The organism is Methanomicrobiales archaeon HGW-Methanomicrobiales-1 (assembly GCA_002839675.1).
Classification (GTDB): Archaea; Halobacteriota; Methanomicrobia; order Methanomicrobiales; family Methanospirillaceae; genus Methanoregula.
In genome coordinates this window covers 33,066-59,296 of record PGYM01000004.1, presented here as the reverse complement: position 1 = coordinate 59,296, position 26,231 = coordinate 33,066, and the positions used below count along the sequence as shown (strand labels likewise).

General features: G+C 50.2%; 32 protein-coding genes. 9 read left to right on the top strand and 23 right to left on the bottom strand.

Features of this window, described 5'->3' with window-relative positions; all coding sequences use genetic code 11:
- Positions 1–7 precede the first annotated feature (7 nt).
- Complete coding sequence (locus CVV30_11815; protein ID PKL68024.1) at positions 8–1,354, bottom strand: DNA methyltransferase; 1,347 nt, start codon at positions 1,352–1,354, stop codon at positions 8–10.
- 97 nt (positions 1,355–1,451) lie between these two features.
- On the opposite strand from CVV30_11815, the gene CVV30_11810 reads away from it, so the two are divergent.
- The 4 genes from CVV30_11810 (at position 1,452) to CVV30_11795 (ending at position 3,649) form a co-directional block, all read left to right on the top strand.
- Positions 1,452–2,114 carry a hypothetical protein gene (locus CVV30_11810; protein PKL68023.1) on the top strand — a complete coding sequence of 221 codons (663 nt, stop codon included), beginning with the start codon at positions 1,452–1,454 and terminating at the stop codon, positions 2,112–2,114.
- A 407-nt stretch (positions 2,115–2,521) separates the two neighbouring features.
- Positions 2,522–2,800, top strand: a complete 279-nt coding sequence (locus CVV30_11805) for a hypothetical protein (GenBank protein PKL68022.1) — start codon at positions 2,522–2,524, stop codon at positions 2,798–2,800.
- A gap of 200 nt (positions 2,801–3,000) precedes the next feature.
- The gene (locus CVV30_11800; protein ID PKL68021.1) at positions 3,001–3,312 is read left to right on the top strand and encodes a hypothetical protein; all 312 of its coding nucleotides are present in this window, start codon (positions 3,001–3,003) and stop codon (positions 3,310–3,312) included.
- Positions 3,299–3,649: a hypothetical protein gene (locus CVV30_11795; protein ID PKL68020.1), complete on the top strand. Its 351-nt coding sequence runs from the start codon at positions 3,299–3,301 to the stop codon at positions 3,647–3,649. The genes CVV30_11800 and CVV30_11795 overlap by 14 nt, the downstream gene beginning before the upstream one ends.
- 1,098 nt (positions 3,650–4,747) lie before the next feature.
- On the opposite strand, the gene CVV30_11790 is transcribed toward CVV30_11795, so the two are convergent.
- The 3 genes from CVV30_11790 to CVV30_11780 all read right to left on the bottom strand — a co-directional run bounded on the left by CVV30_11790 (position 4,748) and on the right by CVV30_11780 (position 6,057).
- Positions 4,748–5,233: a hypothetical protein gene (locus CVV30_11790; GenBank protein ID PKL68019.1), complete on the bottom strand. Its 486-nt coding sequence runs from the start codon at positions 5,231–5,233 to the stop codon at positions 4,748–4,750.
- A 337-nt stretch (positions 5,234–5,570) separates the two neighbouring features.
- The gene (locus CVV30_11785) at positions 5,571–5,846 is read right to left on the bottom strand and encodes a type II toxin-antitoxin system mRNA interferase toxin, RelE/StbE family (GenBank protein PKL68018.1); all 276 of its coding nucleotides are present in this window, start codon (positions 5,844–5,846) and stop codon (positions 5,571–5,573) included.
- Positions 5,839–6,057 carry a hypothetical protein gene (locus CVV30_11780; GenBank protein PKL68017.1) on the bottom strand — a complete coding sequence of 73 codons (219 nt, stop codon included), beginning with the start codon at positions 6,055–6,057 and terminating at the stop codon, positions 5,839–5,841. The genes CVV30_11785 and CVV30_11780 overlap by 8 nt, the downstream gene beginning before the upstream one ends.
- Before the next feature lie 314 nt (positions 6,058–6,371).
- On the opposite strand from CVV30_11780, the gene CVV30_11775 reads away from it, so the two are divergent.
- On the top strand, positions 6,372–6,554 hold the full coding sequence (locus CVV30_11775) for a hypothetical protein (GenBank protein PKL68016.1): 183 nt from the start codon (positions 6,372–6,374) through the stop codon (positions 6,552–6,554).
- A 218-nt stretch (positions 6,555–6,772) separates the two neighbouring features.
- Here CVV30_11775 and CVV30_11770 read toward each other — a convergent pair whose 3' ends face one another.
- The 8 genes from CVV30_11770 to CVV30_11735 all read right to left on the bottom strand — a co-directional run bounded on the left by CVV30_11770 (position 6,773) and on the right by CVV30_11735 (position 12,298).
- Positions 6,773–7,048: a hypothetical protein gene (locus tag CVV30_11770; GenBank protein ID PKL68015.1), complete on the bottom strand. Its 276-nt coding sequence runs from the start codon at positions 7,046–7,048 to the stop codon at positions 6,773–6,775.
- On the bottom strand, positions 7,045–7,512 hold the full coding sequence (locus tag CVV30_11765; GenBank protein PKL68014.1) for a hypothetical protein: 468 nt from the start codon (positions 7,510–7,512) through the stop codon (positions 7,045–7,047). The genes CVV30_11770 and CVV30_11765 overlap by 4 nt, the downstream gene beginning before the upstream one ends.
- Before the next feature lie 622 nt (positions 7,513–8,134).
- On the bottom strand, positions 8,135–8,488 hold the full coding sequence (locus tag CVV30_11760) for a DUF86 domain-containing protein (GenBank protein ID PKL68013.1): 354 nt from the start codon (positions 8,486–8,488) through the stop codon (positions 8,135–8,137).
- On the bottom strand, positions 8,481–8,765 hold the full coding sequence (locus CVV30_11755; protein ID PKL68012.1) for a nucleotidyltransferase: 285 nt from the start codon (positions 8,763–8,765) through the stop codon (positions 8,481–8,483). Before CVV30_11755 ends, CVV30_11760 begins: the two co-directional genes overlap by 8 nt.
- A 239-nt stretch (positions 8,766–9,004) precedes the next feature.
- The gene (locus CVV30_11750) at positions 9,005–10,153 is read right to left on the bottom strand and encodes a hypothetical protein (protein ID PKL68011.1); all 1,149 of its coding nucleotides are present in this window, start codon (positions 10,151–10,153) and stop codon (positions 9,005–9,007) included.
- Between the two features lie 194 nt (positions 10,154–10,347).
- On the bottom strand, positions 10,348–10,719 hold the full coding sequence (locus CVV30_11745) for a hypothetical protein (protein PKL68010.1): 372 nt from the start codon (positions 10,717–10,719) through the stop codon (positions 10,348–10,350).
- A 368-nt stretch (positions 10,720–11,087) separates the two neighbouring features.
- On the bottom strand, positions 11,088–11,918 hold the full coding sequence (locus CVV30_11740) for a hypothetical protein (GenBank protein ID PKL68009.1): 831 nt from the start codon (positions 11,916–11,918) through the stop codon (positions 11,088–11,090).
- Between the two features lie 152 nt (positions 11,919–12,070).
- Positions 12,071–12,298, bottom strand: coding sequence for a ferredoxin (locus CVV30_11735; GenBank protein ID PKL68142.1), 228 nt, complete (start codon positions 12,296–12,298; stop codon positions 12,071–12,073).
- A 286-nt stretch (positions 12,299–12,584) separates the two neighbouring features.
- Between CVV30_11735 and CVV30_11730 the strand changes: the two genes are divergently transcribed.
- On the top strand, positions 12,585–12,989 hold the full coding sequence (locus CVV30_11730; protein ID PKL68008.1) for a cupin domain-containing protein: 405 nt from the start codon (positions 12,585–12,587) through the stop codon (positions 12,987–12,989).
- A gap of 131 nt (positions 12,990–13,120) precedes the next feature.
- Here CVV30_11730 and rsgA read toward each other — a convergent pair whose 3' ends face one another.
- Together rsgA and CVV30_11720 are read right to left on the bottom strand one after the other, a co-directional pair.
- The gene (gene rsgA / locus CVV30_11725) at positions 13,121–14,218 is read right to left on the bottom strand and encodes a ribosome small subunit-dependent GTPase A (protein ID PKL68007.1); all 1,098 of its coding nucleotides are present in this window, start codon (positions 14,216–14,218) and stop codon (positions 13,121–13,123) included.
- 276 nt (positions 14,219–14,494) lie between these two features.
- Entirely contained in the window at positions 14,495–15,361 is an 867-nt protein-coding gene (locus CVV30_11720; protein ID PKL68006.1) for a DNA damage-inducible protein D, read from the bottom strand.
- A 345-nt stretch (positions 15,362–15,706) separates the two neighbouring features.
- Here CVV30_11720 and CVV30_11715 point away from each other — a divergent pair, with 345 nt between their 5' ends.
- The gene (locus tag CVV30_11715; GenBank protein ID PKL68005.1) at positions 15,707–16,279 is read left to right on the top strand and encodes a hypothetical protein; all 573 of its coding nucleotides are present in this window, start codon (positions 15,707–15,709) and stop codon (positions 16,277–16,279) included.
- Positions 16,280–16,509: 230 nt separating this feature from the next.
- Positions 16,510–16,710: a hypothetical protein gene (locus CVV30_11710; protein PKL68004.1), complete on the top strand. Its 201-nt coding sequence runs from the start codon at positions 16,510–16,512 to the stop codon at positions 16,708–16,710.
- Between the two features lie 30 nt (positions 16,711–16,740).
- Here the strand turns inward: CVV30_11710 and CVV30_11705 are convergent, their stop codons facing one another.
- The 8 genes from CVV30_11705 to CVV30_11670 all read right to left on the bottom strand — a co-directional run bounded on the left by CVV30_11705 (position 16,741) and on the right by CVV30_11670 (position 24,187).
- Positions 16,741–17,574: a hypothetical protein gene (locus CVV30_11705; protein ID PKL68003.1), complete on the bottom strand. Its 834-nt coding sequence runs from the start codon at positions 17,572–17,574 to the stop codon at positions 16,741–16,743.
- The gene (locus CVV30_11700; protein ID PKL68141.1) at positions 17,571–18,416 is read right to left on the bottom strand and encodes an acyltransferase; all 846 of its coding nucleotides are present in this window, start codon (positions 18,414–18,416) and stop codon (positions 17,571–17,573) included. Before CVV30_11700 ends, CVV30_11705 begins: the two co-directional genes overlap by 4 nt.
- Before the next feature lie 21 nt (positions 18,417–18,437).
- Positions 18,438–19,673, bottom strand: coding sequence for a phosphoglycerate mutase (locus CVV30_11695; GenBank protein PKL68002.1), 1,236 nt, complete (start codon positions 19,671–19,673; stop codon positions 18,438–18,440).
- Positions 19,674–19,804: 131 nt separating this feature from the next.
- Positions 19,805–20,410, bottom strand: a complete 606-nt coding sequence (locus CVV30_11690) for a 30S ribosomal protein S3ae (GenBank protein PKL68001.1) — start codon at positions 20,408–20,410, stop codon at positions 19,805–19,807.
- A gap of 7 nt (positions 20,411–20,417) precedes the next feature.
- A complete protein-coding gene (locus CVV30_11685) occupies positions 20,418–20,657 on the bottom strand; it encodes a hypothetical protein (GenBank protein PKL68000.1) in 240 nt (79 codons plus the stop codon).
- On the bottom strand, positions 20,654–21,871 hold the full coding sequence (locus CVV30_11680) for a phosphoesterase (protein PKL67999.1): 1,218 nt from the start codon (positions 21,869–21,871) through the stop codon (positions 20,654–20,656). Before CVV30_11680 ends, CVV30_11685 begins: the two co-directional genes overlap by 4 nt.
- A 26-nt stretch (positions 21,872–21,897) precedes the next feature.
- Positions 21,898–22,356 (bottom strand): 30S ribosomal protein S15, encoded by a 459-nt coding sequence (locus CVV30_11675; protein PKL67998.1) that lies wholly within the window; start codon positions 22,354–22,356, stop codon positions 21,898–21,900.
- Positions 22,357–22,555: 199 nt separating this feature from the next.
- Positions 22,556–24,187: a hypothetical protein gene (locus tag CVV30_11670; protein ID PKL67997.1), complete on the bottom strand. Its 1,632-nt coding sequence runs from the start codon at positions 24,185–24,187 to the stop codon at positions 22,556–22,558.
- Between the two features lie 180 nt (positions 24,188–24,367).
- Between CVV30_11670 and tsaA the strand changes: the two genes are divergently transcribed.
- Positions 24,368–24,787, top strand: coding sequence for a tRNA (N6-threonylcarbamoyladenosine(37)-N6)-methyltransferase TrmO (gene tsaA / locus CVV30_11665; protein ID PKL67996.1), 420 nt, complete (start codon positions 24,368–24,370; stop codon positions 24,785–24,787).
- Positions 24,788–24,818: 31 nt separating this feature from the next.
- Here the strand turns inward: tsaA and CVV30_11660 are convergent, their stop codons facing one another.
- On the bottom strand, positions 24,819–25,547 hold the full coding sequence (locus CVV30_11660) for a hypothetical protein (GenBank protein PKL67995.1): 729 nt from the start codon (positions 25,545–25,547) through the stop codon (positions 24,819–24,821).
- Between the last annotated feature and the right edge of the window lie 684 nt (positions 25,548–26,231).

Genomic DNA, 26,231 nt, shown 5'->3' with positions numbered 1-26,231 from the left:
CAACCTCTCATTGGTTTTCAAGAATCAACACATTTTCATCGATTGAACGAGACGTAGCGGATGCATGCCTGGTTCGCCATAGTTCAATTTCACATACCTTGTACCCCAAAGACTCAGCGACTTCTCCTAAAAGATCAGCGGTTGGTATATGGGTCTGAAAGAAGGACATTTGATCTCCTACTACATATGCGAGTTTTGCGTTCGGAGATAAAAATGGTTTCAATGTTTTAAGATGGAGATACATGCCTCCGAAATAGTGACGAACGATTTTATGGTACAACTTTTCAAAACCCGAATCTTTATTCATACGAATCCGTTTTTCTTCAATTTCGTTTGCAATATTTTCAATATTGATAAAATTCTTTACGTTCTCACAATCCTTATCCTTATAGAAAATATTTCGAGAATTACTACGGAGGAGATTTTCTTTCATGGATCTCAAATCTTTTTTATCTTGGATAAATCCGAGAAGAACACTCTCTAATCTGGTACTTCTTGTGTAATCTTTCTCATTGGGGTACGGAGGCGATGTGATAATACAATCAATTTTTCCTTTTAATTGGGGACTCAAACAATCATTCACGCTTCGTGAATCCCCTTGAATTATTGTTGTCACAGATCGCCCATTTTTAAATTTCTCTAAATCTTGAATCATACGATTCGAATTTGAAATAAAAAAATCTAATGCATCAATATCCAATTTCGCCTTCTTCCTGTAAATTTCTGGACCAAACCCTATATTTCCTGCCCTTTTAACGATCAAAGTAGCTAATGAAAGGGTAAAGAAATCACGAATATTTTCATCCTCAATTTTTTCAATAATTGCTTTTAAAATTAGGACTTTATGCAAGGGTTTCTCACTTATGAATCCGGCGGGAATTATTTTCAATTGTTCCGGTATCAGAATTGGTATTTCCTCTAAGGTAATAGGTCTCATTTGAGATTTAATTGCAGGAATTAGTGGGCATATATCACTAATGTGATGTTTTTTGAAAGATGATATTGCCGATTGTGAAATAAAATCTAACGCTTCTGTTAATTCAGATGGTTCAAGAGCGAGATTTGTTTTTACTTTAGATGCAAAGAATGCCATCCGATTTGCTTCAATTCCATAGTTACGGATTCCGTATTTCATACATTCGACAGGTGTTGTTCCCGTTCCAGCAAATGGATCTAACACAATTTGACTAGGCTGAATATCAAATTTTGACAAATAATATTGGACAAGATGAGGCGGATATCCTAAAACAAATTGATACCAAGAATGGATTGGAGAATCTGCATCTTGGAGTTTATTTTTATTGCCATTGTCGATTTTTTTATGAATAAATGCAGGCTCTCCCGATCTGATCATGGCAATCACTTAATGATTAATGAGTGAGATGAACAGTTTAATACTCCGATAGAGTGTGTGAAAAGAACTAATAACGGACTGATATAACAATAACATAATGAGAGTATTGATAATTACAGAAGACTCTGCGATAAAATTACCTCAAATAAATAAATGGACAAATAAGATCACAAAAGGAATGGATATTGAAAAGGACGATGTTCTTATAAAATTATTAAAAACGCATAATTCAACAATTCCATCTGACGATTTGGCAAATGAAGAAAATTATAAATCCATTCTGAAAACCTATGTTAGACCTGCGAAGTATATGTTTTCCGGTATGTTTTCCGAAGTAAGGGATTTTTCAAATAAATTGGTAACAATTACTCCAACAGATCTACATATTATCTCCGGAAGGTACGGGTTACTAAATGAAAACATTTCAATCATTCCATACTCAAAAAATGTAAAAACAATAACCGAATTAAAAAACCTTGATGAAAATACAGGGTTTGTTGAAAAAATTCGAACTTTGGTTAATGGATACACTCTCATCATTTTTTTACTGCCTCGTGATTATATACAATTTTTTATAACAAAAGGTATTTTTGAATCTATACCAATGACTCACTCAGCAGTAATTGTAACCGGTAATCAGAATTGTGATACTTTATCAAAATATCCCCGATTTACAATTTTGCCTCGAAAAGGAGTTGCGCGAATAGGAGATAAAAATCGCAGTAAAATTATTGAATTAATTAAAGATCAAGTAGAGTAAATTGACTCTTTTCCCCTTCTATATTGCTGAATTATTTTTTAGTATTATTTCGATTTTTCATCAGCAAGATATTTCGCCATCCGTACGACTCCTACAGGTATAGATCTTCTTTGACTATCAGACAAAAACATGCATGCGGTCATTGGATAGAAAAAACTGTGAGACGCAGGAAATAGGTTATGAAATATTCTTGCTGGAGAATCACCGGCTAGCCGGGGAACATGGCCTGCCTTCTAGTACCGGAGTAGCTGAGCCCTTTCCGGTACCGCCCCCTCTCCCCAAACGCTCCGGTACCTGCCCGCTCCGGTGCCCGTTCCTGTACCGCTCAATTGCCAAACGCCCCGCGATGGCCGGTTCAGGGCTGGGCCGTTACGTAAGAGCCGGCCAGCCCCCGGTTTCCGGAGGGGATGGGGCCCGGGCCGGAATATTTTCCGGGCAACCCGGGCAACTTATACCCATTTTCCGGAAAGTCCTTAGAGAAAATTGTACAGAAAAAAGATTCCGGAAATGACCCTCAGGTTGCCCGGGTTGCCCGGTACCTGCCCGGTCCGGTGCCTTGTGTACCGCACAACTGCCAAACGGCATGCGATCACCGGTTCAGGGTTGGGCCGTTACGCGAGGGAGGCCAGCCCCCGGGTTTCAGCGGGATGGGTGGGGACCGGGCCTTCCGGTACTGGAGTAGCTGAGCCCATTCGAGAATCACTCACTCTCCTAAAAGGTCCGGTAAGTGCATTTCTGCGAGCCTCAAAAACGCCGGCACCGGCAAAACTTTCCACTCCCGTATGGAGATTCCGATTGATCCGAGGCTTTGTTATCGCAAGCACTATCAGGGAGAACGATCACCACATTACTAAGAAACACACTCCCAGGAGTCCGGGATCTACCCATGCACCGCATCATCGAGCAGAACTTAGAAGAGATAATCAGGATATGCACTCACCGCAGGGTCCGTCGTCTCGCAGTATTCGGCTCAGTGACCGATGACCGGTTTGATCCTGACAGAAGTGATCTTGATCTTCTCGTTGAATTTGAAAAGATGCAACCCTCGGAGCATGCAGATCAATACTTCGGGCTCGCAGAGGATCTCGAACACCTGCTCAATCGCCCGGTTGATCTTGTTGAGCCGGGAGGAGTCCGCAATCCGTATTTCCGCAAATCCCTTGAAGATACGCAGGTCGAAATTTATGCAGCCGCATGAAACAAAGAAATATTTTTTCGATATTGCAGAAGCCTCCGATCTGATTATGCAATTTACTGCTGGCAAGACTCTTGCCGATTACCAGAACGATCCTTTACTTCGATCGGGTGTCGAACGCCAGTTTGAAATAATCGGAGAGGCGCTCAATCAGGCCATCCAGCACGACCCTTCTGTTGCAAAGTTGATCAGCAACTCATCGAGAATTATTTCTTTTCGTAACCGGCTGATTCATGGGTACGCAACAATTTCAGACAAAGTTGTCTGGGGTGTACTGGAAACCAATCTGCCTGTGCTCAACCGCGAAGTGAAGGCTCTCCTGGAAAAAGCTGATGACTAATTTATAATAGTGATCGCTCGCTCTCCCAATCTATCCGGTAAGTTGCCCGGTCCGGTGCCCGTCCCTGTACCGCTCAATCGTCAAACGGCATGGGATGACCGGCTCAGGGCTGGGCCGTTACGCGAGAGTCGGTCAGCCCCCGGGTTTCGGTGGGATGGGTGGGGTCCCGGGCCGGAAATAATACCCAGACCCTTGGTTGAAAAAATAAATCAAACCTTGTCCGGAAAATTTCAATCGACCCCTCAGCTCCCGTTTGCAAGTCGCGAACCGTTCAATCAAACCTTGCCCAGAAAATTTCAAGCGGACTCTGTTGCAAAATTTTTACAAGGAATTTTTCAAAAATTATTTTACCGGCCCCTCGCTCAAAAAATTTTCAATCAATCCTCCGGACGAAAAATCTCTAACAAATCGCATGAGTTCACCCTCCTAAAACCACCATTTTTTCAGAGTTCACCCTATCTCCCATCCGGGCACGTATAGGGCTCCGTTCTCCAAAAATTCCCAAACAAAGCCTAAAACGGGCTCTGTTTGGATGAAGATCACCTCATGTTCGATCGAAAACTCCTGGAGGAATTGCATGAACAGGGGGTCGGAAATGATCGTGAATTAACTTCGGTGTCGGACGTGAGGGTGTTCGGTTCCGGGCCCCAAAAAGGGCCTTCATTTCCTCTTGACCGTGCTACCTATCCAGCCCAAAAAGGGGGCTGCTGTAAGCCCGCTAAATTGCAGGGTCTAAATCCCCGCAAATCAGTCCAATTTTGAAAATAATCATTTAAAACCGTATTTTTTGTGAGCGTGGACACTTTTTTCACTGCTCAAAAAACTGCCTTCGTCCGATTGGCAAACCGGGCATTTTACGGGCTTATTGGAGATACACTCCTGGCCACTACCTTTACCAGATGAAACCAATGGCTGATGTCCTTTCAATCCACTGACTGTGAGTCAGGGTAAAATTGTTGAGCCCGGCAAATTTTCTAAACCCGTCGAATTCCACGGATTTAAAATACGGATTGTCGCGACGCTTCCAAATCCTAAAAAAAATTCTATCGAATTCCTGTCTGATAATCCTCTCTGAATCATAAAATCAATCATGCCCATTCATAAAAAACTCAAAACTTTCACTCTCCTGACAGCGATTTCCGGAAAACCCATTCTCTCAACAATCCGTTTGGTTTTCGAATTTCTCACATACCCGCGTTTTGCTAATGCGAGCGGCAATTCCGGCGCAACAAGCTGAACTGAATGAGTGCCATTCAGGGCTGCCCGGATCCAGCGGCTGCGGGTCCACGAAGGTTTGAAGATCATACGTTGTTCGGCAGGTGTCACGTTCCCCCCATTCATGCAGGCATTGAGCGCAATGTGCCAGCTCTGAGAGTCCATGAATATTCCCTCAATGAAATCAAACGAGAATACGGCAAGGTTGGGAAAATTTCCCTTGCTGTTGTAGATCTTTTGGTATCTCCCCTTGATCATCTCACCGCCCGTCAGGACTCTCCAGTTATCCGCATAACCTGTCATGGGTAGTACGGTATCGATCTGCCCGACCGCATAAAAAAAAGGAAAGAACCCGGTTTTTTCTTCCACCCATTCGTACGCAGGTAAAAATGCCGGATCAGAAAATTTCCGGTCCGGCCTGATTGTTCCAAACCGTACCGCATCCCGGGAGATGCAGTGATGAAAGAGAAGTTCTGAAGAATGACTGCCAACGAAAGCGATTACTGTATCACCCAGTACGGATTGATAGTTTTACGTTGATTATTTTCTGGTTGGAACGTAATCGTTCAACTCGCTCCACTCACCCGCTGTGCCACGCCAGAAAATTTCAGGAAAACAGGACTCACGAATTATTAATCGAATTAAAAAAAAGCCCGGGATTTTTCTTGTGGGTGTTCCATGAACCATTTCCAAAAAAGATTGAGCGTTAATACACGTCTTCGTGCGAACCGATATCGATCAATACAACCTGTGTCCGGCTCTCGTCAACAAAATCGAAAACGAGGCGGTGCTCGTACGTAATCCTGAACGACCAGAGTCCCTTTAAGACCCCGCTTAAGGTATGGGTTTTTAATGATGGGTGAAACGGTTCTTCTTCAAACTGGACAATCTTTTTGGCGAATTGCGCTTTCAGCTCCGGGTGCTGGTGCAACCACTTCTTGTAAATTTTTTTGAATCGCTCGTCCCAGATGAGTTCAACCATTCAGATCCGCCAGAAGATCTTTTACTGTTCCGCTCCGGCTCGTGTGTTTCTGCACACTCCCTTTCGCCTGTTTTGCCCGGCGTACAAGTGCCAGGCGTTTTGCGTCGATAAGCCTGCGATGGATGATCTCCTGAAGGTATTGCTGGTCTTCGAGATCGAGCTTATCCACGTATTCAAGAACGGTATTGAGGGATACTGCTTCGGTTCCCATAGGATGCCTCTGTACCATAATTGTTGTTGCCCTACAAAGGCATTTTGATGGTACGGGATGTTTTTGTCTTCCTAGTCCATTACGGTATTGCCCCCTCTCCCAAAATCTCCGATACCCGCCCGGTCCGGTGCCCGTTGCTGTTCCGGGCAATTGCCAAACGGCATGCGATCACCGACTCAGGGCCGGGCCAACAAACGCGATGATGATCAATTAAAAACAAAGTACAAAGAACACCCTTCAGCAGGCAGAGTTCCTCGCACCTTTAAACGTGTAAACGTTTTTCCAGCAGTAAAACGAACAAAGATAATTGTACTATGACCGAACCTCAGCAATCTGACGCTCTGAAAAATCTTGTCATCTTCATAATTGCGCTGGCAATCCTTGGCACAATCATCGCACTGGCATGGTATTTCGCGGTGGACCTCCCCATCCAGCAGGCCGCGGCCCTCAATGTGCCAACGAACAAAGGGTGCAAACCTTTTTGCATAGGTAATTGAGGAAACCGGACAGTCCATAACTCTTTTTTCTTTTTATTCCGTGGGAGATTCCCCCGTCCCTGTTCCGGGCAATCACCAAACGGCATGCGATGACCGGTTCAGGGCGGGGCCGTTACGCGGAGACCCGGCCAGCCCCCGGGTTTCGGAGGGGTGGGGCCCGGGCCTTCGATCGATAAATCCGGGCAGTTGGACAGAAAGTACCTGTTTTCCGGAATCTCTTACGAGAAAAACGTACAGAAAAAAGATCCCGGAAATCGCAATAGATCTGTCCAACTGCCCGGCAAAAGATCTTGGTTTTGGACACTATGGACACCATTTCCGGTTATTCCGGAATCTCTTACGAGAAAATTGTACAGGAAATAGATTCCGGAAATCGTAAAAATGGTGTCCATGGTGCCCGGTGCGGTACCTCTCACTCTCCCAAACGTTTCGTTACCTGCCCGGTCCGGTGCCCGCTCAGTATCTGCTTTCTCGTCCCCATTGATAATCTTCATTGTTTCTGATTTGCCTGATTTACTTCATCCGGAGGAGATGCTGGTTGCGCTACCTGCACTGCCTTCTCTCCATTTGAAGAAGATGTTGGCTGCACGCCTTTCACAACATTCTTAATTATCGAAAAACCTTGCGAAGAATCCTGAGTATCAAGCGTGAAAGTAAGGAACGAGCCGTCTTTTATGGATTGTTTCATTAACGCGATATATGTCTTGTAGTCCGGCATATTTTTTGGAAGTGTGTAAATGCGTGCAGATGGAGTAAGCCAGATCGTAGCATATTCAGCATTTGCCTTTTCGTCCACCATGACAACCTGCATCGTTATCTGATGATCAAATGTGCTGTTATTGGGGGTCTGATTCGTTGCAGTACCTGGCGAAACCGGAGTCCCCGGAACGGTATTCTGTATGCCAGAAAATGCACCGGTACATCCGGCACTCAGCAGTACAACAAAGAGTATCCCCACGCAAGGGAGAATTCCGGATCGTATACGGGATTGTGATTGTTTTTTATCGGACATTATATCACTCCGGAACTATTATTGGAGGTTCAATGAAAAATCATTTCTCGCACAACACTTAACCGGTTCTGATATTCCGGCAATTGTCAAACGGCCTGCGATGACCGGTTCAGGGCCGGGCCGTCTACGCGGAGACCGGCCAGCCCCCGGGTCCCGGCCCGGAATTCACCTTCCTGAAAACCGGGGTTCTTTTTCCCGTTCTGCCTCACAATCTCCTGCCCTCAAGGGCGATCGGTTATCCTCAATCCAAACTGCACAGTACTGGCAGGTTTATCTCCTCTCAAAATGCCCCGTTTCCCCATCAGGAGTTGAAATAAGATTTCCTAAAAAGAACTGGCCGGGAAATCACCGGAACTGGCCGGTCGGGTGCCGGAAATGATGCAATCCGGGGCTGATATGAACCCGGATGGGGGAGATATGGGAGCAGCCTTGGTCTATCTCCTAAGCTGAGCCCCCGGGTTTCAGCGGGGACGGGTGGGGCCCGGGTTGGGAAATTTTCCGGCCTGACGTTGGGGGATTATTTTCTCGTAGTGAAAAATCTCAGAAAAAGAGAATCGGAATTTTATTTTTATTTGTTCTTCGCTTTCTCGTGTGTGATAATAGCGGAGATCTCTTTTTGCAATACCGGGATTTTGTTCACAATAATGTCCCAGAGAATCTCTAAGTCAATACCGAAATATCCATGAATCAGGGTATCGCGGAAACCGGCAACTGCTTTCCAGTCGGTTGAGGGGAACTGCGTCTTCACCTCATCGCTCAGGTTCTTGACCGCTTCTCCGATAACTTCAAAATTGCGTACAACCGCATCGACCCGCATCCGATCATTTTTGAATTTCTCGAATGTAATGTCCCCTACATAAGACCGGATATTTCCTGCTGCCTCTGAAATATCGTTCAGGTAGAGCAGCTGGGATCTAGGCATAGACAACGTCCTGGAGAATTGGATCGCGGATGAGGGGCTTGAGCGCAGCATCCGTCACGAGATCAACTTTCCGTTTGAAGAGATTTTCGAGATAAAATTTGGTTCCCATAAAATTATCAAACGTTTTCCTGTCCTTCTGGAACGTGACGAGGACGTCAATATCACTGTCCGGTCGCTCCTCTCCGCGTGAGAACGAGCCGAAGATGCCGATCTTCGCCACGCCGAACCGCCCCTTTAGTTCCGGCCCGTGCTGCCGGAGGAGTGCTAGTGCATCCATATCAATTCCTGTATGTGTGTGGTTTGTGTGTTCTTGTTATTAATGCATTGACGATTACAGGAGTTTTGCCAATTATGCTGATCGCTCCCTCTCCCAAAAATTTCCGGTACCTGCCCGGTCCGGTGCCCATTCCTGCTCCGGACAATTCCCAAACGGCATGCGATCGCCGGTTTAGGGCTGGGCCGTTACGCGGAGAGCTGGCCAGCCCCCGGGTTTCAGCGGGATGGGGCCCGGGCCCGTCACAGCACCTTCGTTACCCCGGGCACAGCACGGATTACGTGAGCGAGCGCAAACGAGAGGCAGATGGTCAGCGGGAGCACCACGGCAAATTTGGCCAGAGAGGGAATGGCAAGGCCTGCAAATACAAGGGATAAGGAGACGAGGACGACCGGGTGGATAATGTACACTGTATAAGAATCCCCGCCCATTGCGCTGGTGACCGGCCCCTGGCGGTTCAACCAGAGCGAGAAGATCCAGAGCAGTGCGGTGATGATCATTACCCCGGCCATCTGCTCCCAGAACGCATAGAGCACCGCCTGCCAGTGGAGCCCTCCCACGACCGGCTCAAGCCCTGCCGGCGAATTCGTGATTACATACATGAACACAATCTGGAACGCGACAAGGAGCAGGGCCGCGAGTGTGCACATCTTCCCGACACGGGAGGGGATATCGTCAAACCAGTTGTTGTGTGCCGCATAAATCCCGATGATGAAGAGAGCGATATACTGCGGGAAGAACGGGAGCTGGAGATTGAACAGCCAGACGTATCCGATCGGCATGAATATCCGGACGATGGTGGTGACGATCCCGAGGAGGATCCCGAGGGTAAAGACAGAGGCAAAACCCGGGAAGGGATGCGGTTTTTTGTCGCCGGTCGGATCCGGCCGGAAAATCCCGGTCCATATCAGGTAAGCGAAGGTTGCCACGAGCAGGAAGAAGACAAACCACATGAGCCCGAGCCCGGGGCCAGTAATCGGATTTAAGGTGGTTGCCAGGGGCATGGGAAGCGGTGCGCCACCCAGCGTAAGGATAAGCAGGATGATAGGGTTGATGAAGAGGATCCAGACAAGGAGCGGGATCCCGAGCCTTACTAACCGGTCGCGGGTGAACCGGTCTCTTCCCTTGCGCAGGAGCGACCCCACAACGAAGTATGCCGATACCAGGGTAAAGAAGCCCATGAAGAATGACTGGTTCAGCGGATTGATTACGGAAAAAATGAACGGTGTCGCGGCACCGTTGCCCGGGTCGGTGAAGTACCAGCTGCCAAGACCCCCGTAGGTTATTGAGCAGTGCGACACGATCACAAGGCAGATCAGGAGGATCCGGAGATTATCGATATACAGGAGTCGCGGGCCACTCTTTTTTCCTGTAGCTTCCGCGACGGTCATTAGAAAATATTCACTTATTCATGCTATTTATTCCTGACCGGGCTGGGTATTTTTTTTAGGATCCGGTCTTTCCCGGACCGGACCGCCCCCACAAGCGAGACCGGCCAGCCCCCGGGTTTCAGCGGGGATGGGTGGGGCCCGGGCCTTCCGGTTCCGGAAGCACGGTTCGTAAAGGACAAATGCGGATAAAAAAATTATTGTGATTTCTGACGGTGAAAAGTCATAGTCATTGCAAATGCATTTCCGCCCGTGTCCTTGCCCCCTGTATGCGTGAGTACAAGGAACATGGTATCCGGGCTGATAATCGTACCTTTTGCCCATCCACCCGGCTGATCGATCATGTAGACTGACTTACCGTCAGGATCAAAAATACCAACCAGCGTCTGGTTTGCGTAGGTGCCATCCGGTTGTCTGAAAACCTTGTACCCCTCGGCGATATGGCCGTGCTGCGAGGTAAAGATCCAGGTATTCTTGCCGATAGCGACCGGCTGGATCGTGGTATTCAGATAATACCCGGCCTCATCATCGGATATCCAAACTCCGGTAATATTGGGATATTCAGTCATGGATGCCAGAGCATTCCCGGGTGAAGCGGTAGTTGTCGGAACTTGAGTTGTCATGAGCGGGACTGTCGGTGGGGTACTGCTCGTACATCCCGCTACGAACAGGGTCACAATCAGGACTGCGAAAAGGAGGATGGAACGCTGAAATGACTTCATATCTTCAGTAATCCAGCTTTACCATTAAATAATTTCTTTTTCTGTATCCGGCACGGCAGCCCTCTAGCTTGGCTCGTACGGTTCATGCTCGGCTAATACGTTGCTGAATATCTACCCAACCTTACAGTACCGCTCACTCTCCCAAAATCCCCGTTCCTCCGCAAAGGTATGGCTCTGTACCAGAAGTGCTCGCGCAGGGGTTGTGACGAGGAGTGTCACGTTGCTGCGCTTTCTTCCCGGGTGACTCCCACACGCCAGGCTGCCCCGTCAATTCCTGCAGTCTCCCAGACTGCGGTCTTGGTGACATTCCCGTTCCAGTCGCGATCCCAGAATGTATATTTGCCCGAGGCTGACGGCTCTTTCACGATACTCGCTGACACTTCCTTAACGGAGGGATCCGAATAGACGATGTCGGTTATGATATTTTTCCCGATTTCGTCCGGCGAGGTGTCGTAGATCTCGGTCCCGTCTGCCTGGATAACCCAGACATCATACCCTGTCCGGTTTATCACCGGCCCGATATACCGGTCAAGGAAGATTTCCGGTGCATAGGTTATATCGATATACCCGAGATATTCCCCGGAAGGCGAGAAGACCGGGTAACTCTGCGATACTGCAGATGGCCCTTCTGCCATCCTGAATACGCTGCCGACAAGGGGGATCCGGGCTGCGTTCGCTCTATCGATCTGTACCCGCCCGCTCATGTTCAGGCCGGGTTGGACCTCCGGGCTTCCGGGCACAGCGGCCCCGACAATCCCATCCCGCGATACCGTGATCGAAGAGAACGCCCACGGGTAGTGCCGGAGATTCCTAGAGAGGATCTCCTCGGCATGTGTGCCGGAAAGGCCGGACGTGGAAAGCTCGCCGGAAGTATTCGCAAGCCCGGCTTTCATCTCTCCAAGACCTGTATTGATGGAAGACACGAGCTCACCCGCAACCGCTTTCATTTCAGCAGCTTTTGGATCCGTTGCCGGTGCGGTGCACCCTGCGAGTGCCAGTGATGCCGTGAGGATGAGAAGAATCACCGCAGGGGTATATGCCTTCATAGGATTGTATTGCCGGTAAATTGCTATGAAGATTGTCAAACGGAATGTAATGACCGGTTCAAGGCGGGTCCGTTACGCGGGGACCCGGCAGCCCCCGGGTTTCTGCGAGGGATGGGGCCTGCCTTCCGGTTCCGGAGTAGCCCCGCTACACTTCAACTTTCATCAATGCTGATGATCTGCACTGGGCAGAGATCCGCCGCTTCCCGAGTGCAATCGTCCAGTTCAGGGTCTGTCATGCCCCGTGCAATATCGCCGTTGAGCCGGAATTTTTCCGCAACCTGGCTGAATGAATCATCGGGATTCTGTTCGAAAAAGCCCGGGCAGGTCTCCCAGCAGGATCCGCAGCTGACGCACGTTGAACGGTCGATACTGACTTTCATATGTATCCGCTTGTTTCTCATGGGTCTTAATGGTGGTTGCACCTGCTCTTCTTACCCGTTCATCCTTCCGGTTCCGGAGGAGCTGAGCCCTTTTTCGGTACCGCCCAATCTCCCAAAAGGTCCGGTAAGTGAATTTCCCATTGACAAGCCGATTCCGTATGATTTGTAAAAAAAATTGCGCATCTCATAAGATTTTAAGACGTGTCGTAACCTTTATCCCTCATCGTTCTGTTTATTCTCCTCGGGAAGCAAGTCATCCCGCAGATCGTACAGAGGAACACAAACCATGGCCCAAAAATTCTCGCCCAATCTCACCAGTGTGACGTATCACCGATTATATGCGGACGCAGAGGGTGGTTCGCACTTTGATACCGTAACGGTCGAACAGAATCTCGTGACGGGAGCGCCCCCCGCTCCCCCGTTCCACATCTCCGTGGACAAACCCGCTTCGACATATCGCTTCTATTCGTTTCAGCCCGGCTGGATCGGCGACTGGCACCCTTGTCCCACCCGGCAGTTCCTGGCCCTCATGTCGGGTTCCGTGGAAATGGAGGCAACCGATGGCACGGTCAGGAAGTTGGGACCGGGGGACCTCGTCTTACTGGAGGATACCTCGGGCAAGGGTCACGTGACCAGGAACACCGGTAATGGGTACGCTATGTTCTTCGTGGTTCCCGTCCCTGCGGCCTGATTAAAAACCGGGACTGGCCCCACTGCCGCAATTTTTAAAGTCCTGTGGCATCAACATTTTTTTTTATTTTCACTCCTGCCAAATCCAATAAGTGTCCGTTCATGTACCGGCAATTATCAAACGCCCCGGTATCAGAACCGGCTTTTTGCATTTTTTATATCCCGGGCCAGGATCTTTATCGCCTTCCACTTCTTCCTCTCGATCCGGACAAGCCCGATCTCTGATTTTTCCTGCTCGAACGCAAGCTCCTGCATAATCCGGTGATAATTCTCAAGCCGGGATGCCGGGAGGATCCCCTTGCTTACGGCTTCCCGCACAGCACAGCCCGGTTCCTGCTCGTGCCGGCAGTCCGAGAACCGGCAGCCCTCGGCCAGCTCGAGAATATCCAAAAACGTTTCGGCAATGCCGGCGGAAGCCGTGCCGATGCCAACTTCCCGCAACCCGGGATTGTCGATCATAAGTGCCCCGCACTTTAAGATGAAGAGCTGGCGGACGGTCGTTGTATGTCGCCCTCTCCCGTCATTCTCCCGGATGCCGCCGGTATCCTGCATTGGCTGGTCGAGCAGCCGGTTGATCAGCGTTGATTTGCCGACTCCCGAAGAGCCGATGAGGACGATTGTTGTGCCCGGTGCAAGCCAGGGTTCGAGGCAGTCGATCCCCCGCCCGGTGACGGCACTGACAGGAATTACCGGAATGCCGGATACGACCGGAAGAATTTCTTCCGTAAGCAATGCAGGGTCGTCCGCAAGATCGGATTTGTTGATTACGATCACCGGCCGTGCACCGGATGCGTGGGCGATGGCAAGGTATCGTTCGATCCTCCGGGCGTTGAGGTCATGACCGGCTGCGGTGACAATGAAAACGGTATCGATATTCGCTGCTATGACCTGGTCGGTCCCCTCCCTTCCGGAAGCTCCCCGTGTGAACACGGTCTTCTGCGGAAGGATGTCAACGATCGTAGAGGAGCCGGTTTCGGGCTGGTGAAACAGCACGACAAAATCGCCTACTGCGGGAAAGCGGCCGAGCCGTTGCAGGGCGCCGGAGATCCCGGCGATAACCGAATCGTTATCGATGAATACTTCCCAGACTGTTTTTTGCCGGCAGGCCACCCGGCCGGGAATATAGGGGGCGGAATATTTCGAGAAAGCCTGGGAGAATTCGTCAGTCCAGCCAAGTTGTTTCAGGGTATGTGAATGCGGTTGTTCGCATTCCGAAGATGATCTTTTCATAAAAAAAACCTGAACCTTTGATAAGAAGCGTGACATTCAAGGCGCCAAGTATTTTGTGGTCGTAAACTTTTACGTTCATCTCTCATCATCCCGATCGCGTGTATCGATCCTCACTACCTCTAAAATCCTCGGTACATGCCCGGTCTGGTGCCCGTTCCTGTTCCGGGCAATTGTCAAACGGCATGCGATGACCGGTTCAGGGCTGGGCCGTTACGCGAGAGCCGGCCAGCCCCCGGGTTTTGGAAGGGGTGGGGCCCGGGCCTTCCGGTTAGCAGCTCAACCCTTTCCTGAATCGATCAAATCAGCAGCAATTTTTCCCGCACGTTTCGCGATCTGTTTTTCCTGGGATTTCACTCGTCGCTCAAGTTTCATGAGATCTTCTTCCGGAGCAAGACTTTCGGGTCGGATCCCCCGCTTCAGGAGCAAATCCCGGATATCCTGATTATTTTGCACATGTTCAACCGTGATTGGCTCTTCGCCCTGCATATCTTCTTTTGTAACATTGAAATTCGTGATCTCAGTGGCGAGATTTTTGGCCGTAATGGTAACGGTCGGAAGAAAATCGGCGAGTGGCCGGTTCTCTGCAATCACCATGCGTTTTTTCATCATGTGGGTAGTATGGCCGCCGAAAAGAGCCATATCCCCTTTGCTCCGGATACGGGCAAACCCCGACTCGCCAACGCCCCGCTCGTAAATATTCCGTGATAATTCTTTTTCTGAATCTTTCAGCTGTTTTCTCGCTTTCAGCCGTTCGGCAAGACGAATATGGTCTTCAATGATCTCCTGTTTGCGTGTCTGCACCGCAAAATAACTCTGGGCAAACGCAATCTCTTCCTTGCGGGGATCGCCGTTCTGGGCAATAAGATAACAGGCATAGCGGGTGAGAAGGATATCTTCAATATCCCTTTCCCCCCCTTTGGGAACCGGGATCGATTTGTTGGCGTCAACAAAATGATCTAAAATCGGGTTGTTTGCATTTTTGCAGGATTCACGGGCTTTTTCGATAACTTTTAAAAAATTTCTCCATTCGGTATAACCGAGGAGGTTCTGTAAGTCCCGGGCGAACCAGAATTCAATACCTTCCTGTACGTGAACATAATCTTCAAAATTTTTGTGAAGGCGTCTGATGAGTGCTGGTTTCATTTCCCGGTTCCTGACTTGAAAGTATATTCTCTACAGATATAAGCCGGAAGTAATGGCACTTAAAGTATGCAGGTGCGGAGTGAAAATGATCATCAGCCTTTCTGTTTACCGTGTTTCTCATGTCATATGGTTCCGGAGTAGCTGAGCCCATTCCGTTACACGCTCCCTCTTCCAAACGCTTCGTTACATGCCCGGTCCGGTGCCTTGTGTACCGCTCAATCGCCAAACGCCATGCGATCACCGGCTCAGGGCCGGGCCATTACGCGGAGACCCGGCCAGCCCCCCGGGGCACGCCCCACCACTTGGTAATTCAGCGATGCCATTATTATCCCGGGAAAAAAATGATTGACCGTGTATGAGTACTGCGATCTGAAATGGGGTTCAATCACTGCTTCAGGTTTTCTTGCATTATTTATCGGCGTTGCAACGTTCTTCTTCCCCCGTCATGCCATGGGTTTCATTGTTACGTTCAGCGCCATTGTCATTCTTGTCCTTGCCGGAATCCTGATCGCTGAAGGATTGTTCATTGAAGGCGGAGGATTTTCCAGGTGGCTGATTGCAGGGATTGGTGCTGTCGGGATACTGCTGGCGCTGGTTTCCCTGCTCAACCCGGCATGGATTATCGCCACGGCCGGAATCCTCATCGGGGTCAGCCTGATTGTCTTCGGTTGTCTGATGGTGCTTGCTGCAGCAACTATCATCTTTGATTTTTTTGTGCGAAGCATTGTAGCATTCTCGTCGTTCGCTGCGATCCTTCTCGGGATATATTTAATCGTAATCCCGGAAAACAACCTGATGTATTTCGGCATTGCGATAGGGACGTTTCTCATCCTGTACGGGGTTGTCCGGGTAGTGTATGGTATCCGCCTGAAAGAATGGCAGAAGTCCTGCCCCGCACCGTATCTCAAAACAAAGTAATTCTTTTTTTTTCCTTTTTCCCCGGGCGAAACGCTTCTACCACTCCCTGCCCGGGTGGATGATCGTACTGACACGGACTTTGAAGGACCCGACCATCATGGCCTCGACGCAGTTCCATGATATCGTCTTCGGGATACCCGGGAAGGAACAATGAACAAGGGCCGGTACAACAACGTAGTCCGGCAACTACTCGCAAAATTCTATATTCTCCCAGATGTATCAGTATAACCATGGAACCTGATGAGCAGGAACTGCAGGTAAAAAAAGACCTGGACAAACTGACCCGGAAGCTTACCGGAGAAAACCTCAATACTGACGAGATGTTCTCGCATAAACGGGGGATACGGGCCTGCACCCCCCCGTTTAAAAGTGTACACGAGAGCGGCGACCCGGTCAGCGAGCGGTTAAAACGCGTCCAGACCCCGAAATAATATTTTTTTATATCCTTTCCGCACTTTTTTTTAAACGTGCGATTCGCATACCCAGAGATCGTAGATGGGATCCGCGGGATTCTCCCGAACTTCAACGGTCCGGCCCATATCTTCGCCCCATTTTGCCACGAGGCGGGCCTCGGGTTCCGTTCCCACCGTGATCAGCGTCTCTTTAGTGGCTTCAAAGAGTTCCCGCACGATTGCTTCCCACATATCCTGGTTAAAACTGTTGAACTCGCCTAACATGATCCCGATACCTTTTGGCGAGGGTTCAATGTACTGCGATGCGATAGTGGCGTCAAGACACATAGTCTCTGTTGGCAGGAGCCGGCCTGCATGCAGACCCCGCGAGAGGAGGGAGGCATCATTGTCATAGGAAAGCGGGGAGTACCCGATATCCCGGAGCACCAGCGAGCCGACTCCCGAGCCGCAGCAGCAGTCAACACAGGTCTCGCCACTGCCGCTGCCCCAGGTATTCTCGATCAGCTGCCCGAGAATCCCCCGCCGGGCGGGATTGAGGTCATCGATTGCCGGTGGGACTTCAGCGACCATGGCGTTGCTGAAATATTCCCGCACGGCTGCGGCAAAGGCCGCCCGGTTCTCCTGGAAGATCTCGCCGTTCACGCTCTCGAACAGGTCGATAAGGGCGACCGAGGGGTTCCGGCAGAGAAATGTACCGGCAATCCAGCCATTCGTGCCCTGGAACGCGAGGGCGAGCGGCTCTTCTGCTTCATCCAGTAAGAGACGCCCTTCACTGGTATCCTGTTGTGCGAGCAGGGCGTTGTACCTGCTGTCTGTAAGGTCGGCAAACGATGGTTCCACCAACCGGAGGTCTTCGAGTTCGAGAATTTCTGCTATGTTCATGGTCCACGCTCGATCCGCATGCCATGCGGTGCCTGGATGGTGCCATCAATTCTGGCATCCTCATGGAGCACGATCGCTTTTGCGATCACGTTCCCTAAAATATGGGCGCCCTTTTTCACAAAGACCGTACTGCCGCTCTCCACATTGCCGTGGACGGTGACGCCATCGACCACACTGATATTGCCTCGTGCCCGCAGGCTCCCGAAGATCACAGAGTTCTGCTGGACGTCGATCGAGCCTGCCCGGATATTGCCGTGGAGCCGGCAGCCCTTACCGATCTTCATCGTCGAGGGAACAGAAAAAAGTTTCATGTTGAGTTTCGAACGGGCAGGGATCATGAGCGGGATCTCCCGCTTCTCCTCGTCATCTGAAAAGAGGTTGTCGAGAATCCGGTCGAGTTCTTTCTCGTTCTGGATCTTGAGCATCGTCATTAAGTAAATGATGATGAACATGAAGACCGGCATCGGGTTTCGCACCTCTATGGCACCGGTTGCCTCGAACCCTTCTTTGATCTCGACTTTCTCGCCGATGTCAAGAGCCCCGGCAACCACCAGCCGGCCATTGATCTTCACGCCTTCGCCAATATACGCATCTTTCTTTGCGATCACATCGCTGCCGATCTCGCAGAGATTGCCGATCCGGGCATCGCCGCTTGCCCAGACGTACTCGCGGATCTTTGAGGATTCGCCCACGTACACGTCGGCACCCCGCAGACCGTAATCGATCTGGCAGAACTCCCCGACGACAATATCCCGGTCGGTTTTCAGGCTGTGTTCCTGCAGCTCGGTGCCATCCGGGAGCAGGCAGTGCTTATGCCAGTTTTTTACGGCTCGTTCTCTCATCTGGTTCTCCGCCACGTGCCCTCAGGCCCCGAATTTATGTGATTTATTGATAAGGTCAAGGGCAATCGGCAGCAGGTCCGTGCCCCGGATCCGGTTGAGGCCGCCTTTCGCACAATGGTATTCATCGTAGCGGACCACGTCGTCCATCCGGACGCCGTCGCCCCGTATCAGGACCGGCACCGGGTCGGCGCTGTGGTCCTTAATCGTGCACGGTGTCGAGTGGTCCCCGCAGATGATGATGATAGTATCCTTAAGGTCCAGCAGCGGTTCGAGAAGCGGGTCGATCTTTGCAATGAAATCCCTCTTCTGTTCGGCAAGTCCGTCATGGCCGGACTCATCGGCACCCTTGATATTAAGGAGCACAAAATCTTTGGTCTTTAACTCGTTGACTGCTGCCGAGATCTTGCCGGCTACATTGCTGTTCTGCGAACCGGTGGCACCGGCGACCTCGATATGCGGGAGGCCGACTGCCCGGCCAATACCGGTGATGAGGCTTGCAGCGGAGATGACCGATCCCGTGAGGCCGTATTTTTCCGTGAACGGTTCGTACTTCCCCATCTCGCCGGCGCCCCGCATCAGCACGATGTTTGCCGGGCTGAGGTTCTGTGCCAGCCGCTCTTTGTTCATCGGGTGATCGAAGAGAATCTTCGTGGACTGCCGGACAAACTCGTTGCAGACCGCTGCGGTCTTTTCATGGGCCGGTGACTTTTTGATCGCGCTGACCGTGAGCGGTTTCACACCCTCTTTCTTGGGATCATTGGAAGTGACGCAGTGGCCGATTCCCTCTCCTTTGAGGGCGAGGGCAGCCCGGTGCCCGGCACCGGAGCGGAACGTGAACTCCACGCCAAACTTCGAGAGGTCAACGCCGTCCTGTATTGCGGCACTTAAGGCGGCAGTATCGTGGATGCGCCCGGCCCGGCGATCGATGACAAGCCCTTCTTTTGAGATAGTGGCATAATTGCACCGGAATCCGATCATGCCCGGTTCCATGTGGATGCCCGAGCCCTCGCATTCGAGCGGTCCCCGGCCGGTATAGTACTTGTAGGGGTCATACCCGAGAAGGGCGAGGTGTGCGGTGTCGGAACCCGGGCGGATGCCCGGCGCGATGGTATCCATGATGCCACAGCAGCCTTCCTGCGCAAGTTTGTCAAGAACAGGAGTTTTTGCTGCTGCGAGCGGGGTTGTACCCCCGAGTGCGGGACAGGGGCGATCGGAGACTCCATCAAGGACGATAAAAAGAATCCTGCTCGCGGTCATGAGTAAGGAATGTTGGACGGGCGGGGTAATTAGGTTTCGGGGGGATTTTGGGGATTAGCGATGGTTACGTGCTGGCTAAAAAAAACCTGCACGGTCTGGTAAAAATCTTAAAAAACAACTCAAAAAAAAAATTATGCCGTTGAAATCCGTGCAGCCACGGGCTGAACTTTGGACTTGACGACTTCGACCCTGCGGGTCGGGTAGATGATCTTGACTGCCTTGAAGAGATCGCGTGAGATCTCGCCGGATACAATCACGTTGACAAGCGTGGTTAAATCCCACGCGGATGCCTGTGCAGTGACTGCTTCGGTAATGATCTTCCGGATTGCGTGCTCCTGTGAGACATTTGCACGGGCAAACGTGTAGCAGCTGATGGTCAGCTGGACTTTCTTGCCATCCTTGGTGACCAGCGGGACATGACAGTCAACACGGGTGCTGCGGCGCTTGACGAGCGAGCGGAGGTAGTCCCGGGTCACTTCATGGCCAACGAACTCGGTGTATGCCGCGTCGCCGGTTACGGAGTTGATCTTAAAGCTCATCTTCATGTGCTGCTTTGCGTAATCGTTGGTGATCTCGCCAAGCGTTGACGTCATGATCCTGCCGACAACGTTTTCAGCATCGTTTGCTATGGTATCACCGATGAACACTTTCCCGAGGTTGTCGGGAGTGTGCACCTTGTACCAGCTCTTGGCCTTCCAGCCTTCTACTCTTCTTCCAGTTTGCTTTTTTCTTGCCATACTTACATCACCTGGTGATTGTTGTTGGGGCGGAAATGACTGTTGCATCTTCCGCTATTGCCAGATTCATCAGATAATCATCCACCGATGCGATGACCGACCGGATCTGTGTGCCGGTGATCACCGTTGTTACCGTATCGCCTTGTGCGGTTGTGCTCATGTTGCGCATGTTGTCCGGGGTTAATGCCGATGCAACTGCGCCTGCATTACGGTGCAGGGTTGTTATCCTGCCTTCGATCTGCATCATGATGCCACCGCCTCGTGCCACGCTTTTGTAAACGCACCGATCTGGTCGCAGGGGATGGTTGCCCCTGCCCGCCGGTTGTGTCCGCCGCCATTTCCGCTGTTTGCCTGTGCAAGTGCCTTGAGCAGGGGGCCGAGTTCATGTTCGACTCCGGCAGGGCAGCGTGCCGATATCCGGCAGGCTTTCCCGTCCCGTGCATAGACCAGCACCGGTTGTGCATTCACCCGGTCGCGGGCTAACACATCGGCAACGTCGCTTGCGAGCGTTACATCTTTGACTTCAAAGACGCCCGGTGCACCTTCTGCAGGGCTGGCTGTGCGGATCGCATCGATCACGCCGACGCGGTGCTTTCGTGCAATCTCCCATGCCCGGTCAATGTCGTGAGACGACCGGAGGCAGATGGATGCAGCGAGATCGCCGCGCCCGGCTTTTCCGCAGGCATCGATGACTGCGGTGAGTGCGTGGGCATCCTCGATCACTTCGCGCTGGAGGTGGTACGTGTCGCCATAGATCGCACCCAGTCCGGCCAGCGTTGTGCCCGGTGCTGCCGTGATTACAACCTGCGAGAGCAGGTTGTCGAGCATGATACCGTCTTTGCCTGCGGACTGGTTGATGAGCGTGGATACGAGTTCTTCCGTGCCGCTCACGCCTTCAAGGTAGGGGCTGATCGCGGTGTAGAACCGTTCGGTCATGTCCCTGCCCGGCAGGGTGAGTCCCCGGTCCGGTACGATGATGCCGTTGGTGATTGCCTCGTTGAAGATTTCGAGGTTCTTGCCAACCATTTCCTGTCCGTCACCAATTATACCCGGTATCACGAGCCCGGCAAGGTCGCGGTTGTCTCCCATTTTCTGGGCGACGATATACGCGGTGCCTGCTGCCGAGAGTTCGCGATCGCCGTCAATACTGGCCAGTCGCGGGTTTGCATGGAACTCGCCTTCGAATGCCGGAAGGTGGTGATCCACCACGATCGCGTCGTTCGGGAGATCGTTCATGCCCGCACCGAGATCGCAGAGCAGGTAGGAGTCATCACCGGTTAAGTCCTTCACGGAAATTTCCGGTCGGACCCGGAGCCGGAAGCGGATACCTGAACGCAGCATCGCGTGGCAGAGAATCGAGGCAGCGGCTATGCCGTCTGCATCGTGGTGTGCGAACACCTCGATGAACTCCTGCCGGGAAATCTGTTCGGCTACGGTTTCTGCTGCGGTATCAAGTGGCATGGGTTGTGGATAATTATTTAGATGGATTATCTGGACAGCAGAATCTCTGCAGTCTCCGGCTTGTACACAAACTCTTTGGGCAGTCTCTTGCTTCCCGTGTAGTACTTCACGAGACGGCGGACCTTGGATTCGGTCAACTGGAGCTGCCGTTTGTTGTGCAGATCTTTCTTGTTCTCACTCAGGTGCTTGCGCAGACCGAGCGCCTTTGTCATGAGGTCCCGGAGATCTTCGGGGATCTCTGTCGCGACATTGTTCTCCTTTAAGATTTCACCGAGACGCTTGCCAGTGGCAAGTTTAATATCGGGAACTCCATAGCTGTCCCTGAGTACGAGTCCAATCTTGCTGCTCGACGCGCCATCCTTCCGGAGTTCAAGGATTACTTTTGTGATTCCTGCTACGTCCTTGTTGGACCATGCGGGAACTTCCTTGCGGTAGGGGCGGACTGAGCATGACTTGCCTCTTCTTCGAGCATGCATTCGTGCCATAATGTAGTCTCCTTATAGACTAAACGTAAGTCCAGAAAAGTACAGTTGATAAACTGACTCTCTGTAATCCCAAAGCCTTGTTTGAGGCCATGCGTTATATCGCACGTCGGACTTACATCTGCCAGCACATTGTTAAAAGTGCTTACCATCATTCGACTGGAGGTATAATAAGGGTAACTGAGGGAGATCCCCTGGTATCTCATGGTTTGACGGTACTAAATACCAGGTACCCGCCATCGGTTGTCGGGTTCACGGAATAGATCCCGGATAAATCTTCCCGGTTTGTCGGATAGTCAACAATGAAAACCAATTCGGATCCTTGTAAACTTCTCGCACTTACCTGGGTCCTGTTACCCGCGAGTGATGTTGTCTGGTATACGGTATCAGGTTCTGTTTCATGGCTGAATGAATCAGGTTGTGGAGAGAGAATCTCTTCGTTAAGGGTGTTGCCCTGTTGATCCAGGGTATATTTTCGCTCTCCCTCTCCCCGTAAGTACACGTCAATGGTTTCATCACGGTTTTGCACCATTGAGTAAACTACACCGACATTTTTCTCGACAAAATTCTTTTTCCACAGGAGATTTCCCCGAGTATCAAATGCCATAATCTGGTTCCCTGCCACATTCAGATCAGAGCTTGATCTGAAACAGTCCACCAGCAGATTTCCTTCCGTCAGCATGGTTGCCTTCACGCAATTCGAGAAGCTGTCCTCTTTTTTCTCCCAGACAATATTCCCGTAGCGGTCTGCCTTCAGAATCCAGCCGTCCAGTATTGTCCAGCCCTGTTCCGAAGGTTTTCCCCTGTGTGCATGACCCATCAGCAGGAACGCGCCATCAGATTGCGGGAGGGCATTATTGACAATGGTATCAGGATAACTGCGGTGCCACAATTCCTTACCCAGTGCATCCAGCCGGATAACAAAACCGTCGCACATTATCACGGTATATTCCCCACAGGTAGCAAGTGTCGTTTTGACGCAGCCCAGATTTGTCTCGGATGGGTACGCATGAATTCCCCGTTGCACATCCCAGATTACCGTGCCGTTCCGGTCGATGTTCATCACCCGGAGGCCCGCTTCGCTTTGTTGGGGAAACCAGAACATACCGGAGAAGATAAATCCATTATATGTCGACGGTGTTACGGAAAGGGGAAATTCGCTGTACCCGTGGACAACGGTTTGCCATTCCGTAGTGCCATTTGCATTTACTTTGGTAATCAGGGTGTCCTGTGTTTCGGGTAAATTGAGGTGTTCGAACGGGGCATGCGGCGCGATGAGGGAGAACCCAATCGGGATCAAAACCGCCCAGAGGAAGATGAGCGCTATAACCCCCGCTATCCCGATAATAATCTGTATGGTGCGAGGTTTTATCCCGCGTTCAGAACTCCTTACACCAGAGTCCGGCGTTTCTGTTTCCCCGGTTTCCTGTTCTTTATCCTGGCGGGAGGTAAGGATCGTGACAAGGAAATACAGGACCGGGATGAGAAAAAAGATGGCGAGCACGATCGAGAACGATTGCTGCCCCCCGGTATTTTTCTGGATAGTAGTTGCAGAATCGATCAGGATAAATCCAAAATATGCAACCGCCATGAGAGTGATGATTTTTTTGTATTTCGGGAACTGAACGAGGAGAACGGTCAACACGATTGCGGTTACTGCTTTTGCCAGCAGGTACATGCCTGCGGACAACCCGGCGAGTTTTGTGCCAAAGAACCAGTCCTCCCAGTTGATGATTAAGACAAAAGCGTACATGAGCGCTGACAGGATGAGGATGGCGAGAAGGAAAAACAGCAGGAGTTTGTCAAAAAATTTTATGATTTTATTATATTCCATTCTGTTCACCGTTTGCCCTGAAAATTCCAGCATGATACTTATTTGTATTCTGAATTCATTCTGAAATTTATTTAACTCTACTATTTTATTCCCCGGATTTTATGCAACAGAACCAGGATTAACCCCGGGGACCTTCCCGCACTATTCGTAAATACTCCCTCCCCCCATTTTACTTCAAGCATGACTTTCCCCCCCATAGAACTCCATCCCATTGGTTTCGTCCGATCGCCCTACAAGGCCCGGGGCGATGCCCCCCGTCAGGGACGCCTCTCGGATACGATCTCCGAGATCGTGATCGATGAACAATACCGTCCCGCTCTCTGGCAGATGGAAGGCAGGAAACATCTCTGGGTCCTCAGCTGGTTTGACCGGGCGGACCGGACCGTGCTCCGGGCAATCCCGCCCGGGAGTTCGGCAGAGATGGGTGTGTTTACGATACGGTCCCCGGACCGGCCGAACCCTGTTGCGCTCTGCATGGTAGACCTTCTCGAAGTCAAAGACGGTGTCTTAAAAGTCCGGGGACTGGATGCATTCGATGGGACACCGGTTATCGATATTAAGGTGTACTCGGATGAGATCGACTGCGCCCGGCAAGGGTAATTGGCAGAATGCCTTTTTTTTAAAATTTTGTTTAGGAAATTTTAATTGTCCATGGACCACTTGCTGTAACGTATAAGACATATTTCCCAGCGGGTAACGTTTTATATTCCACCCCAGAGTACGAGCCAATTTCATTCGCGATAATTTCCCCCCCCAATTTTACCCCAAAATTATGTTGTCCACCATATTCCATTTCGATAGTTTTTAATCCGGTTTGAGATATGGTGAACGGAACGGAATTATCACCATTCCCGCTGAAAGCTGCCGTATTAAATGTCCCGATTGTATCTACAGATGCAAGCACTCGATCAAGTACATAAGACCGGGTGTGTACTCCATTCGTATATTCTTTGATCTGAACAGAAAATTTACCTAAATCCTCGTTTGTCTGGCTCTGATCTCGGGCAGCTTTTTCCGGAGCCTGGCAGTATGTTGTCGCAGATATCAAGTAGGATCGCGCTTTGAGTAACGTGGAATTATTAGGTTTTTTATTGGAGATTATCAGTTGATTGATCTTTCCCGCTTCTGTGATATCACAACCGTAAACTGCTAAAGAATCAATCCGTTTCACAATATTGTTGTCTGCGACAATCGTAAGAAAAGCCTCATCATCAGGGTTCGATATTTCTTCACTGGAAGTTGAGGGAGTTAATGATGGAATTGGTGTAGGATTCGTGGTTATCAAATTAATTGTAGATGAGGGCGTCGGTTGAGTCAAGGGAGTGACGGTTACAGTAACATAAACGATCTGCGGGGTCATTGTTTGTGTTGAGGTTGAAGGCGACTCTGATGTGCAGCCTGCAATCAGTATAAAAATGAGGCAAGAAATCAGCATTAGGATGGATATAAATTTATTTTGCATATGTGAAAAAAATGGTTCGATAGATATTATTAATTTTGATCTATTCGGGTGGTCCCTAAAGAAATTATATTGAAGATATATCAATAATCCATGGACCACTCGCGGTTACATCAAGGAAATATTTTCCAGTAGTTAATGTTTCAGATGTTTTCCCTGAGTATGAACCAATTTCATTTGCTAATAATGCGAGATAATCCCCACTTCCATCCTTCAGTTTTACCGCGAAATTATGTTGTCCAGTGTATTTCATATCGAAAATTCTCAATCCACTTCCGGATGCAGTGAATGATACCACATCGTCACCATACCCAGAAAGGTGAGTTGAACTGCTAGATCCGGATTGAGTGGATGAACTCCCGCTTGAAGAGTTAAACCAAACGCTTCCCTGATATGGGAAATAGATGAATGCCGAATATTCATTTTCAAAAATTGTATTTGTCTGAGGATTATAAGTATACAATTTCTTATCCCCAGTTTTAACGGAGGTTACAATATATGTATTATCTCCAGCAAAATTCCAAATTCCAGGTACATATATTGTTGAATCTGATGCCAGCGTCTCAATTGATGTACCATTCGCGT